We start from the raw sequence: 13,095 nt of genomic DNA, 5'->3' as shown, positions 1-13,095 counted from the left end.
GCCGGGATATCCGATGATGATGACGCGCACTGTGCTGCTGACCGGCTTCCAGCCGTTCGGTGGTGAACAGGTCAATCCCAGCTGGCAGGCGGTGTCCGCGCTGCACGGCACGCGCATCGCCGGGCATCGTGTGGTGGCGCGCGAGTTGCCGGTCGCGTTCGGCGCGTCACTGAAAGCGCTGCGCGCCGCGCTCAGGGACATGCGCCCTGCGCTGGTGATCTGCGTCGGCCAGGCCGGCGGTCGCGCGCAGCTCTCGCTCGAGCGCGTGGCGATCAACATCGACGATGCACGCATTCCCGACAATACGGGCCAGCAACCGGTCGATGTGCCGGTGGTCGCGGAGGGTCCGGCCGCCTACTTTTCGACGCTACCGGTCAAAGCGATGCGCCACGCGCTGAACGCAGCGGGATTTCCAGCGGAGGTTTCGCAGACCGCCGGCACCTACGTCTGCAACCACGTGTTCTACGGACTAATGCATGCGCTGCGGCGCCAACGCATCGTCCGCGCGGGCTTCATCCACATCCCCTACTCGCCTGCCCAGGCATCCATGCATCCCGGCACACCCAGTGTGGCGGTGGAGACGGTGACCGAAGCGCTCCGTCTTGCCGTGAAGGTGGCGCTGAATACACGCATGGATGCCCGCCTTGCGGCCGGCGCGGAGCACTGACGCGACGACGTTCTATCAGTTGGCGCGGATGACGCGCGTGCCCGCGATCAGGTCGTGCAGACAGCGCTGGTCCTGGCGGAAGATCATCAGCGAATCGACCAGCACGTACAGCATTCCCAGGCACGGGATATTGGCGATGGCTTGCGTCGGCAGGTAGCGCTTCACCAACAGGTCCACCAACGAAGGCTTGTTGCCCTGCAGATCGACGATCCTGACGGACAGCAGCTTCTTGCCCCAGGTCTGGCCCGTCGCGTGCAAGGGGTAACCCTGGATGAGCACGAACACGACGAAGCCAATCACGGCCCATAGCAGCGTCGTACCAAACGGCATCAGCCCGAGACCACCGGACCGTCCCGCTTCGAATGCCGCCTGCCAGTAGCCTCCGACAAACATCAGCGGCACGATCGCCACGAGCCCGATGCAGCCATCGATCAGCACGGCGGCCAACCGTAGCCAGCGCAAATCGGAATCCGGTGCCCCCGCGCCGTGCGGACCGGCAACATCGGCGTCGGGAGCGTGGTAGGGATCTTGCGGCATCTGCGGCGGTGTCTGCATGCTGATTCCTTTCAACGTGATCGAGAGACGCTCAGGTGCGCGGCAGCGTCACGCCGGTCTGGCCCTGGTACTTGCCGCCACGGTCCTTGTAGCTGGTCTCGCAGACATCGTCGGCGTCGGACTGGAAGAACAGCATCTGCGCCACGCCTTCATTGGCGTAGATGCGTGCCGGCAGCGGCGTCGTGTTGCTGAACTCCAGCGTCACGTGGCCTTCCCATTCCGGCTCCAGCGGGGTGACGTTGACGATGATGCCGCAGCGCGCGTAGGTGCTCTTGCCCAGGCAGACCACCAGTGTGTCGCGAGGGATGCGGAAGAACTCCACCGTGCGTGCCAGCGCGAAGCTGTTCGGCGGGATGATGCACTCGTCGGCTTCGATGTCCACGAAGCTCTTCGGGTCGAAGTGCTTGGGGTCGACGATGGTGGAATTGATGTTGGTGAACACCTTGAATTCGCGCGAGCAGCGCACGTCATAGCCGTAGCTGGAGGTGCCGTAGCTGACGATCCGTTCGCCGTTGACTTGCTTCACCTGCCCCGGCTCGAACGGTTCGATCATGCCTTGCTGTTCGGCCATGCGGCGGATCCAACGGTCGCTCTTGATGCTCATGCAAATCCTGGTCTGGGGGCAAAGGTCGCGCGGGCGGCGCGCGACGGACGGGGAATTGTAGGGCGGGCCCCGGCCCGCCGTCTTCGGCTGGCCGCTAGACCAGCGACGAGGCGATGGGCACGGTCGCCCGCGGCCGCTGCGCCAGCGTGGCCGCCATCACCCGCGCCGTCTGCCGGTAGGCCTGCGCGACGGGCGAGTCCGGTGCAGCCACCACGACCGGCTGGCCGGCATCCCCCTGCTCGCGGATGGCGATGTCCAGCGGCAGCGAGCCCAGTAGCGGCACCCCGTACTGGGCCGCCATCCGCTCGCCGCCGCCTTGACCGAACAGGTGTTCGATGTGGCCGCAGTTGGAGCACGTATGCACGGCCATGTTCTCGACGATGCCCAGCACCGGCACTTCGACTTTCTCGAACATCTTCAGCGCCTTCTTCGCGTCCAGCGTCGCGATGTCCTGGGGCGTGGTCACGATGACGGCCCCCGCGACCGGGATCTTCTGCGCCAGCGTCAGCTGGATGTCGCCGGTACCCGGCGGCAGGTCGATCAGCAGATAGTCCAGATCGCCCCAGAGGGTGTCGTTGAACAGCTGCATCAGCGCCGACGTGGCCATCGGTCCGCGCCAGATCATGGGGGTGTCCTGGTCCACCAGCAGCCCGATGGACATGGCCTCCACCCCGAACGCCCGCATCGGCTCGATCGATTTGTTGTCCGGGCTGTCCGGCCGCCCCGACAGGCCCAGCATGGCCGGCACGCTGGGTCCGTAGACGTCGGCATCTAGCACACCGACCCGCGCCCCGTCGGCAGCCAGCGCCAGGGCCAGGTTCACCGCCGTGGTGGATTTCCCCACCCCACCCTTGCCGGAGCCGACCGCGATGACGTTGCGGACGCGGGGGTGCGGGGACAGGGCGCCTTGGACGGCGTGGGAGGCGATGCGGGAGGTGAGCGACAGGGAGGCCAGTCGCAGCTGCCGCGCAGCCAGAGCCTCCACAACCTGCGACTCGATGCCGCTCCGCATCCCTTCAAGCGGAAATCCGGCCAGCAGGGAGACCTCCTCCCCGGAGGACCCGGAGGAGGCGCTCCAACGGAGGCCTATGTTCAGCTCTGCCGGCATTCCAGGCAGCGTGATTTGAGACAGGTATTCCACTTTCAAGCCAGCTCCTGGATAAAATTGTGACGTAGGTCACGTTTACAACAGTAACGCCTGTAACATGTTTCCGTGCTATGGGCATCCGCGTTAATCCCATGTTAACGTCGGGTCACGAGGACGTTTACGTGCGGCTGGGGCTGAAGGATCAGTCCAGTGGGGGCCGCATCCATTGACAGTTTAGGGGATTCACCACATGTCAGTTCGCAATACGATTGCGCCCAAGCGCAGCCGCCTCAGCGCGGCATTGATCACTGCTCTAGTCATGCCGTTCGCGGGCACCGCGATCGCCCAAGAGGCCGGCTCCACTCAGCAGTCTTCGCAAGCGACGTCCACGCTGGACAAGGTCACGGTGACCGGCTCGCGCATCAAGAAGGCCGAAATCGAGGGTCCCGCCCCGGTCACGGTCATCACGGCTGAAGACATCGAGAAGCAGGGTTTCTCGACCGTCTACGACGCTCTGAACACGCTGACCGAGTTCACCGGTTCGGTGCAGAACGAACTGAACCAGAACGGTTTTACCCCTAACGCCAGCTTCCTGAACCTGCGCGGCCTCGGCCCGGGCTACCAGTTGGTCCTGGTCAACGGCCGCCGCACCGCCGACTACCCGCTGCCCTACAACAGCCAGTCGAATGCGGTGAACCTGGCCAACATTCCCGCAGCAGCCATCGAACGTATCGAAGTGCTGTCGGGAGGCGCGTCGGCAATTTACGGCTCCGACGCTGTGGCCGGTGTGGTCAACATCATCATGAAGTCGAACTATGAAGGCGACATGGTCACCTTCCGCGGCGGCACCACCACCCGCGGTGGCGGCGACAGCGGTCGCGTCCAGTGGGTCGGTGGCAAGACCGGCGACAACTGGAGTGTGACGTACGCGGCCGAGTACCTCACGCGCGAAGAAATCTTCGCTTCGCAGCGCGACTTCATGGACTCCTACCGCGACGATCCCTCCGTCGAGCCGCAGAACGCGCTGGCAACGATCGGCTTGCGCTTGCGCAACCGTTCCATTGGTACGGGCCTCAACGCGTACATCTATCCCACCGGCGACACGCCCGCTTCGGCTTGTGCGCGCTTCAGTGAGTACGAGCTCGAAGCCCGCGGAACCTGCGGCTACTTTGGCTATCCCGCGACCCAGCAGATCCGCAACTCCGACGAGAACCTGAGTGGTTATCTGTACGGAACGTATGATTTCGACGGCGGCCTGCAGGCCTTCGCGCAAATCAGTGCGTCAAGCGCGGACGCTAAGATCGCTTCTGCAACGCAGTTCTGGCAGTCCGGCCTGGTTTACGACGCCACCCGTCGTGCCATCCTGGACTCGCAGCGCATCTTCACGCCGAGCGAGTTGGGTGGATTGGGTGCGCAACAGACGACCGTCAGCGAACGTTCGTTCGACGTTGCGGCCGGCTTGAGGGGCACCCTGTTCAACGATCGCTTCGACTGGGAGGCGGCGATCTCGCACGCGCGCTATGACCTGGAGGTCAAGCAGCCGCGTTTCCGCGCTAATGCAATCCGCGAGTACTTCCTGGGACCGAACACAGGCCTCTTTCAAGGTCCGTATCCGGTCGTCAATTTCAACGTCAATCGCTTCTTCACGCCGCTGACGGGTGATACTTACCGTTCGCTGATCACCACAGTGGGCACCGATGCCGAATCCGAAGTGTCCCAGGCGTCGTTCACGCTATCCGGCGATCTGTTCGAACTGCCGGCGGGCGCACTAGGCATAGCGGCGACGATCGAAGCTGCCAGCCAGAAGTATGATCTGCAGAACGACCCTCGCATCGCGCCCGACTACACCGGTCCCGACCCGATCTACAACCTGACGGGCACCGGCGGTGGCGGAGATCGCGACCGATACGCACTTGGCGTGGAGTTCAGCATCCCGGTCTTCGAAACGCTGAAGATGAATCTGGCGGGCCGCTACGACAAGTACGATGACATCACCGAGGTGGACGGCGCCTTTACCTGGTCTGCCGGCCTCGAGTTCCGCCCCGTCGACAGCCTGCTGATCCGCGGCAGCTACGCCACCAGCTTCCGCGCACCGGACATGCACTATGTCTTCGCGAAGGAATCCGGCTTCTTCACCACCGTGCTCGACGAGTACCGTTGCCGCCGCGACGGCCTGAACCCGGCTCCGCCGGCTGGCAGTCCGAACCCGTGCGGCGCCGCTGCATACACCTACAGCGTCTTCGGTACTCGCAGCGGCAGCACGGAGCTGCAAGAGGAAGAGGGACGTTCCGCAACGCTTGGCGTCGTGTGGGACGTGACGGACAACATGTCGATCAGCGTCGATGCCTACCGGATCAAACTGGAAGGCGCTGTCAGCGACATCTCCACTAGCTACCTCATGCGGGAAGAGGCGGCGTGCCTGCTCGGTACCGATCGCAACGGCAGCACCGTCGATGGCACCTCGGACGCTTGCCGGTTCTTCACCAGCCTGGTGACGCGCACGGGCGTGGATGCAATCAACGACGACGAGATCGATTCTTACCTGTCGTTCCCGTTCAACCAGTCGATGCTGGAAACTTCTGGCATCGACGCGAAGTGGCGCTATCAGCTGGATACCGATCGCCTGGGCGACTTCAATTTCGGCCTGGGCTGGACCCACGTGCTGAAGCTGGAAGAAGAAGAGTTCCCCGGCAGCGGCATTCGCAACATCCGCGATGACAAGCAGTTCTTCAACTTCCGCAGCCGCGTCAACTGGGAAGTGAACTGGGAACGGGACGATTGGAACGTCAACCTCAACGGCTATCGTTGGGGCTCCCTGCCGAATTGGGCGGAGACGGGTCGCATCGGTTCCTACGTAATCTGGAACACGCAGGTGTCGAAGAAGATCACCGAAAAGGCAACGGTCGGCATCGCGATCAACAACGTCCTCGACGAGCTGGCTCCTGAAGACGATACGTTCAATACGTATCCCTTCTTCTGGCGTGCCTACAGCCCAATCGGGCGCGAAGTTTTCGTCAGCTTCAGCTACAAGTTCAACTGATCAGTGATCATGATTGGCAGGAGCCCGGCGCAAGCCGGGCTTTTGTTTGGTAAACGTATCGAATCGATCGGCACTTAGGAATTCAGGAGAAGTCCGTGAAACGCAAGAATGCCCTCATGATCACCCTCTCGTTGGTGATGTCTTTTCCCTTGAGCGTCTCGGCCGCACCACAGCTGGCGCCCATCAGGGATTTCGTCAGTCATCCGGCATACGGCACCGTCAAGATCTCGCCGAATGGTGAGTACTTGGCCATCACCGTGGATAAGGGCGAGCAGGACGTGCTCGCCGTCATGCGCACCAGCGACTTGAAGCTGGTCAAAGTCAATCAGTTGCCCGACAACAAGAGCGTAGGCAGTTTCTACTGGGTCAGCCCGGACCGCCTGATGTTTAACGCAATCAAGAAGCTGGGCGGCTACGCGCAGCCCTTCAATACCGGCGAGTGGTTTGCGGTGAACGCCGACGGCAGCCAGCCGCGCCCGCTGATCTTCTACGGTACCCGCGATGCGACCCAACGCGGCAAGACCGTGGGTTCGGAGCGCTTCTCGCTGCTCGATACGCTGCGCGACGATGACCAGAACGTGATCATGCAAGCGACGAGTCCGCGCTCGTCTGAAGGCGTCGGCACCGAGGTCTACCGCATGGACACCCTGAGCGGCCGCCGTGTCTCGCTGGGTCGCGCGCCGAAGGAGAACTGCAGCATCGCGCTGGACGCCGACAAGGAGCCGCGTTTCGCCGTCTGCTCGTCCAGCAAGGACGAAGAAGGCGAATACGATGAGCGCACCGAGCTTTACCGGCGCGACGACAAGGGCTGGACGCTGGTCAATGCCTCCAAGTCCGGCGGCAAGCACCTGTCCGTGATCCGCACGACTGTGGCTGGCACCGTGTATGCGGAGCAGGACGACGGCAAGGCCCCGGCCGCCGTGGGGACGCTGAGCACGGCGACCGGCGAGTTCACTCCGCTGTTCCAGGACAAGGTCGCCGAGGTCTCCGACTACATCTGGTCGACCGACGAATCCACGCTGGTCGGCGTGGTGACCGAGGCCGGCGCTCCCGCCGTGAAGCTGATCGACGAGAATAGCCCGGACGCCGAACTCTATGCCTCGCTCGCAGGCGCTTTCGAAGGGCAGATGGTCGACTTTGCCAGCCAGACGCAGGATGGCAAGAAGATCATCGTCAGCGTATACAGCGACAGCAACCCCGGCGAGCTGTATCTTTACGACCGCGACACGGGCAAGGCGCGGTTCCTGATGCAGCGCAAGCCGGAGCTGGACAAGAAGAAGATGGCCTCCGTCAAGCCGTTCAACTTCACATCGCGCGACGGCAAGCTCATCCACGGATACCTCACCCTGCCCCATGGCTCCAACGGCAAGAACCTGCCGCTGATCGTCAATCCCCACGGCGGCCCGATCGGCCCGCGCGACAATTGGGGCTTCAACTGGGAAGCGCAGTTGCTGGCCAGCCGTGGCTACGCCGTCCTGCAGGTGAACTATCGCGGCTCGGGAGGCTACGGCAAGGCGTTCCAGGACGCCGGCCACCTGCAATGGGGCCAGGGGATCCAGAACGACATCGTCGACGCGACCCAATGGGCCATCGGCCAAGGTTATGTCGACAAGGACCGCATCTGCATCTACGGTGGCAGTTTCGGCGGCTACTCCTCGTTGATGGCGCCGATCCGCGCACCCGGTCTGTTCCAGTGCACATTCGGTTATGTCGGCGTCTACGACGTGGACATGATGTTCAAGAAGGGCGACATCCCGGAGCGCGAATCCGGCCAGCGCTACCTCCGTCGTACCCATGGCAGCGACACGAAGTCCTGGGCCGAGAACTCGCCGGCGCGTCGTGCCGGCGAAGTGAAGATTCCGGTCTACCTTGCCGCGGGTGCCCGCGACGTACGCACACCGCCGGAGCAGACCGAGTTGATGAACAAGGCGCTGATCGCGGCCGGCAATCCGCCGGAAGGTATGATCATCCAGTCGGGCGAAATGCACGGTTTCTATGATGTGGAGAACCGCGTGAAGCTATACACGACCATGTTGGAGTTCTTCTCGCGCCACATCGGCGGCACCGTCACGGTCGGCTCTCCCAATCGCACCAACTGAGCATCACGTGGTTTCGTCAACGGCCGGCCCCACGAGGGCCGGCCGTTTATTTATCGTCGTCCCATCGTGACTTTCGATACAGGCAGTCCCGCGATCGAATTCACAGAATGGTCGGCACGCTCTCGGGGAAAAGGATGTTCATGAAGCCGCTGAAAACCGTGATGCTGCTTGCCGCACTGCTCCTGCCGACAACGGCGATGACATCGTTGGCGCAGAACGCTGCTGCACCGGACCCGACCCAAGACAGGTTGATGCTGTCGGCCGGCTTCCTGTCGGCTCACCCGGACCTGCGGTACCGGCTGCTCGGCATGGAGGAATTCAAGCAAGGGCGGTACGAGGATGCGCTGAAGTTCTTCCAGCGCGCCGCCTTCTATGCCGACAAGCCCTCGCAAGGCATGGTGGGCGAGATGTTGTGGAACGGTCAGGGCGCCCCCAAGGATGTGGCATTGGCCTATGCCTGGATGGACCTCGCCGCTGAACGCGGCTATGCAGGATTCCTCGGGCTGCGCGAGCGTTACTGGAACGCGCTGAATGAGACGGAGCGGCAGCGCGCAGTGCAAGAAGGTGCCGCGGTATACGCCAAGTATGGCGATGCGGCGGCCCAGCCGCGCATCGCGACCACCCTTCGGCGCGAGCGGCGGAAGATCACCGGCAGCCGTACCGGGTTTGCGGGCAACGTGCAGATCTACGTGCCGGGGCCGAATGGTTTCGAACAGATCGACGGCAGCAAGTTCTTCGACGAGAAGTACTGGGACCCGAAGCAGTACCAAGCTTGGCACGACAACGTCTGGATGAAGCCCCGCATCGGTCGCGTCAGCGTGGGCGACCTTGAGCAACTCCCCGCCCAGCAACCCGCCTCCCGCATCCCGGACGCCAAGCCTGACGTCGATGCCACCGAGCCGGAGACGCCTGAACGGAACGAAAGCGAGCTGGGGACGCGGAAGGACGGCTGAGTCCTTCCATACCCCACCGGATGCGGTATAAAGAGGCCACCCCGCCGATCCTCGTCGGCGGGTCTGACCGACATCCCTGGGAGGGGAACATGCGCAAGACCCTGTTGGCCGCCTGCCTGGCCGTTCCGTTGCTTGGCCTGTCGCTGTCGGCCGCCGCTGCCGACGCGACCGGGCGCTGGAAGACCATCGACAGCGATACCGGCAAGCCCAAGTCCATCGTGGAAATCACCCGTGCCGCCAACGGTACGCTGAGCGGCCGGATCATCGAGCTGCTCAATCCGAGCAAGCCGAATCCGGTCTGCGACAAGTGCAAGGACGACCGCAAGAACAAGCCCATCACCGGCATGGAGATCATCCGTGGCATGAAGGCCGACGGTGCCAACGAATGGAGCGGCGGCACGATCCTGAAGCCCGACGAAGGCAAGGTGTACAAGTCGAAGATGGAACTGATCGAGGGCGGCAAGAAGCTGGAGGTCTCCGGCTGCATCGCCTTCATCTGCAAGTCGCAGACCTGGATCCGCCAGTAACCGCTGTTCCAGCAGTGCTGCGGGCCCGGTCATGCCGGGCCCGTCGCGTTCCGGGCGCAGGAAGGGCGCGCACCGGTCCATGCGATAATCGCGGCCCCCCGTCGCGAAGCACCCCATGAGCCGCACCGCCCTCGTCACCAACGCCCTGCCGTACGCCAACGGACCGCTGCACCTCGGTCACCTGGTGGGCTACATCCAGGGCGACATCTGGGTGCGGGCACGGCGCATGCGCGGCGACACGGTCTTCTTCGTCTGTGCCGATGACACCCATGGCACGCCCATTATGCTGGCCGCCGAGAAGGCGGGCGTCACGCCCGAAGTCTTCATCGCCGGTATCCAGGCCGGGCACGAACGCGACTTCGCCGCCTTCGGCGTGGCGTTCGACCACTACGACTCCACCAATTCGGTCGCCAACCGCGAGCTCACCGAAGCGTTCTATGGGCGCCTGGAGGCCGGTGGCCACATCGCGCGCCGCAGCGTCGCGCAGTTCTACGACCCGGCCAAGGGCATGTTCCTCCCGGACCGCTACATCAAGGGCATCTGCCCCAACTGCGGTTCGGGCGACCAGTATGGCGACAACTGCGAAGTGTGCGGGGCCACCTACGCACCGACGGAGTTGAAGGAACCGAAATCCGTGCTGTCGGGCGCCACCCCCGAGATCCGCGATTCCGAACATTACTTCTTCGAGGTCGGCCGCTTCGAGGCGTTCCTGCGCGAATGGCTGGCCGGCGACGTTGCACTGCCGGGCGTCAAGGCGAAGCTGCGCGAATGGCTCGATGCGGAGGGTGGCCTGCGCGCCTGGGACATCTCGCGCGACGCGCCCTACTTCGGCTTCGAGATCCCCGGCGCGCCGGGCAAGTATTTCTACGTGTGGCTGGATGCGCCGATCGGCTATCTGAGCAGCTTCCGCACGCTGTGCGCGCGCCTGGGCATGGACTTCGACCCGTACCTGAAGGCGGGCACCGACACCGAACTGCACCATTTCATCGGCAAGGACATCGTCAACTTCCACGGCCTGTTCTGGCCTGCCGTGCTGCAGGGCGTCGGCCTGCGCGCGCCCACGCGCCTGCACGTCAATGGCTACCTGACCGTGGATGGCGCGAAGATGTCCAAGTCGCGCGGCACCTTCATCATGGCGCGTACCTACCTGGACGTCGGCCTGGAGCCGGAGGCGCTGCGCTACTACTACGCGGCCAAGTCCGCGGGCGGCGTGGATGATCTTGATCTGAACCTGGGCGACTTCATCGCACGCGTGAACGCGGACCTGGTGGGCAAGTTCGTCAACCTGGCCAGTCGCTGCGCCGGCTTCATCGACAAGCGCTTTGGCGGGAAGCTGGCGGACGTGTTGCCGGAACCGGCGATGTACCAGCGCTTCGTCGACGCACTCGGCCCCATCACCGAGGCTTATGAACGCAACGAGCCCGCCACCGCACTGCGTCTGACCATGGCGCTGGCGGACGAGGCCAACAAGTACATCGACGACGAGAAGCCCTGGGTGATCGCCAAGCAGGACGGCGCCGACGCCGGATTGCAGGCCGTCTGCACGCAGGGCCTGAACCTGTTCCGCATCCTGGCCGCCGCGCTGAAGCCGGTGCTGCCGCGCACGGCGGCGGAGGCCGAAGCCTTCCTCAGCGCGCCGGTGGTGGTATGGGGCGACGTGACTGCGCCGCTGCTCGGCCACACCATCCAGCCCTACTCGCCGCTGTTCACCCGTATCGACCCGAAACTGATCGACGCCATGACCGACGCCTCCAAGGACACCCTGGCCGCACCCGCACCTGCCGTAGCGGAGAAGAAGACGGAAACGAAACCCGTGGCGACGGCGGAAACCCAGGGTGCCGCGAGTGTCATCGGCATCGATGACTTCGCCCGGCTCGACCTGCGGATCGGCAAGGTGCTGGAATGCGGTTTCGTCGACGGTTCCGACAAGCTGCTGCGCTTCCTGCTGGACGCGGGCGACCTGGGCCAGAGACAGATTTTTTCCGGCATCCGCACCAGCTACGGCGAGCCGGAGAAGCTGGTGGGTCGCAACGTGGTGTTCATCGCCAATCTCGCCCCGCGCAAGATGCGCTTCGGTGTCAGTGAGGGCATGATCCTGTCGGCCGGTTTCGACGGTGGCGCGCTGGCGCTGCTGGATGCGGATGCCGGCGCCCTGCCCGGCATGCCGGTGCGCTGATCCGCGAGGCCGCGCCACGGCGATGAACGCCGATCTGGTCGAACGGCTGGACCGCCTGCTGCCGCAGACCCAATGCGGCCAGTGCGGCTATGACGGATGCCTGCCGTACGCCCAGGCGATGGCACGTGGCGACGCCCGCGTGGACCATTGCCCGCCCGGCGGCGATGAGGGCGCGCGAGCCCTCGCCAGGGTGCTGGAAGTGCCGCCGCTGCCCTATGATCGCACGCGCGGCACCCACAAGCCGGCCATCGTCGCGGTGGTGGTCGAAGCCGACTGCATCGGCTGCACGAAGTGCATCCAGGCCTGCCCCGTGGACGCCATCATCGGCGGTGCCAAGCACATGCACGTGGTGATCGATCCGCTGTGCACGGGCTGCGAACTCTGCGTGCCTGCGTGCCCGGTCGACTGCATCGTGATGGAGCCGGTCCAGGCGCCCTGAGTTCCAGGCGGGTCAACGACCGCCTTTCGCGCATGCCGAGCACACGCGCTCGACCGCATACCCCTGCGCCTTCAATTTCTCCACCACGCCATCCTTGCCCAGCAGATGCAAGGCGCCGACGACGACCAGCGCATCGTCGTCGCCGGGCTGGGTGAGGATCTGCCGGATCTTCGGCACCCACGCGTCGTTGCGGTCCACGTTGATGCGCTGGTACAGGCGCGGGTACTGGCGCTTCATGTCGGCTGTCATGCCGGCCCACAGGCCTTCGGCATCGCCGCGACGCCAGGCCTGGTGCAGTCGCTCGGTTTCCGCCGACCCCTTGTCGGCCTGTTCCAGCGCTTCGGTGACGAACTGGCGCTGCTCGCTGGCGTCCATACCGTCCAGCACGCCGATCTGTTCCTGCGCACGTTCCAGCCCGCCGGTCGGCTTGCCGGCGACCTTGGCCTTGTCCATGAAGTGGTTGTCCAGGCCCAGCTTCGGATCCAGTCCCTGCTTGGTCATCTCGACGATGCTGATGGTGAGACCGACGAACCAGGGCTCGAAACCGTTGAAGGTAGCCAGCGGCACACCGTTCTTGCCGGCCCACGCGTCAAGCCGGGTCCATGTCGCCGCGTCCAGGTCCTGCTGGAGCGTCTTGCCATCGGTGCGCATGGCCGCCTGCATCATCAGCTGCGGCAGCGCCGGGGATTGCATTTCCTCGGGCGACAGTTCGAACAACAGTCGCTCGGCATCGGCGAATGCGGCGTCGACGTCGACGGAAAGCGGATAGTCGCTGGTCCGCAGCAGGTGGAACGAGCCGAGCAGGTAGACCGCGTTGTCCTTGTCGGACACCTTCCACAGCAGCGGTACGGGCGCTCCCGTCACCTTGGGGGCGTCTGCCGCCAGCACGGACGCGCTGCCCAGCAGCCCGGCCAGCACGAGGGTTTTCAGCGAACGGCGCAACAGCAT

11 protein-coding genes are annotated in these 13,095 nt (G+C 64.4%); 7 read left to right on the top strand and 4 right to left on the bottom strand.

Annotated features, from left to right (window positions below; genetic code table 11):
* Window positions 1–16 precede the first annotated feature (16 nt).
* Complete coding sequence (gene pcp / locus AC3DET_RS09105; protein ID WP_337731043.1) at window positions 17–667, top strand: pyroglutamyl-peptidase I; 651 nt, start codon at window positions 17–19, stop codon at window positions 665–667.
* 15 nt (window positions 668–682) lie between these two features.
* On the opposite strand, the gene AC3DET_RS09100 is transcribed toward pcp, so the two are convergent.
* From AC3DET_RS09100 to apbC, 3 genes are all read right to left on the bottom strand, one after another.
* Window positions 683–1,222: an RDD family protein gene (locus AC3DET_RS09100; protein WP_192201449.1), complete on the bottom strand. Its 540-nt coding sequence runs from the start codon at window positions 1,220–1,222 to the stop codon at window positions 683–685.
* A gap of 31 nt (window positions 1,223–1,253) precedes the next feature.
* Window positions 1,254–1,826 (bottom strand): dCTP deaminase, encoded by a 573-nt coding sequence (gene dcd, locus AC3DET_RS09095; RefSeq protein WP_062353420.1) that lies wholly within the window; start codon window positions 1,824–1,826, stop codon window positions 1,254–1,256.
* A 94-nt stretch (window positions 1,827–1,920) separates the two neighbouring features.
* Window positions 1,921–2,772 (bottom strand): iron-sulfur cluster carrier protein ApbC, encoded by an 852-nt coding sequence (gene apbC, locus AC3DET_RS09090; protein ID WP_488391720.1) that lies wholly within the window; start codon window positions 2,770–2,772, stop codon window positions 1,921–1,923.
* A 391-nt stretch (window positions 2,773–3,163) separates the two neighbouring features.
* Here apbC and AC3DET_RS09085 point away from each other — a divergent pair, with 391 nt between their 5' ends.
* The 6 genes from AC3DET_RS09085 to rnfB all read left to right on the top strand — a co-directional run bounded on the left by AC3DET_RS09085 (window position 3,164) and on the right by rnfB (window position 12,147).
* Window positions 3,164–5,953 carry a TonB-dependent receptor plug domain-containing protein gene (locus AC3DET_RS09085; protein ID WP_488391403.1) on the top strand — a complete coding sequence of 930 codons (2,790 nt, stop codon included), beginning with the start codon at window positions 3,164–3,166 and terminating at the stop codon, window positions 5,951–5,953.
* Between the two features lie 95 nt (window positions 5,954–6,048).
* Window positions 6,049–8,052 carry an alpha/beta hydrolase family protein gene (locus AC3DET_RS09080; protein ID WP_488391402.1) on the top strand — a complete coding sequence of 668 codons (2,004 nt, stop codon included), beginning with the start codon at window positions 6,049–6,051 and terminating at the stop codon, window positions 8,050–8,052.
* A 107-nt stretch (window positions 8,053–8,159) separates the two neighbouring features.
* The gene (locus AC3DET_RS09075; RefSeq protein ID WP_488391401.1) at window positions 8,160–9,005 is read left to right on the top strand and encodes a tetratricopeptide repeat protein; all 846 of its coding nucleotides are present in this window, start codon (window positions 8,160–8,162) and stop codon (window positions 9,003–9,005) included.
* An 89-nt stretch (window positions 9,006–9,094) separates the two neighbouring features.
* Window positions 9,095–9,532, top strand: coding sequence for a DUF2147 domain-containing protein (locus AC3DET_RS09070; RefSeq protein ID WP_192201453.1), 438 nt, complete (start codon window positions 9,095–9,097; stop codon window positions 9,530–9,532).
* Window positions 9,533–9,647: 115 nt separating this feature from the next.
* A complete protein-coding gene (metG, locus tag AC3DET_RS09065; RefSeq protein ID WP_488391400.1) occupies window positions 9,648–11,708 on the top strand; it encodes a methionine--tRNA ligase in 2,061 nt (686 codons plus the stop codon).
* Window positions 11,709–11,730: 22 nt separating this feature from the next.
* Entirely contained in the window at window positions 11,731–12,147 is a 417-nt protein-coding gene (gene rnfB / locus AC3DET_RS09060) for an Rnf electron transport complex subunit RnfB (protein ID WP_446538576.1), read from the top strand.
* 12 nt (window positions 12,148–12,159) lie between these two features.
* Here the strand turns inward: rnfB and AC3DET_RS09055 are convergent, their stop codons facing one another.
* Window positions 12,160–13,095 carry a TraB/GumN family protein gene (locus tag AC3DET_RS09055; RefSeq protein ID WP_488391399.1) on the bottom strand — a complete coding sequence of 312 codons (936 nt, stop codon included), beginning with the start codon at window positions 13,093–13,095 and terminating at the stop codon, window positions 12,160–12,162.

The sequence above is a fragment of the Pseudoxanthomonas sp. 97-1-1 genome (genome assembly GCF_057773125.1).
Note: the sequence above shows the minus strand (reverse complement) of the source record. Positions and strands in the feature narration are given on the sequence as shown.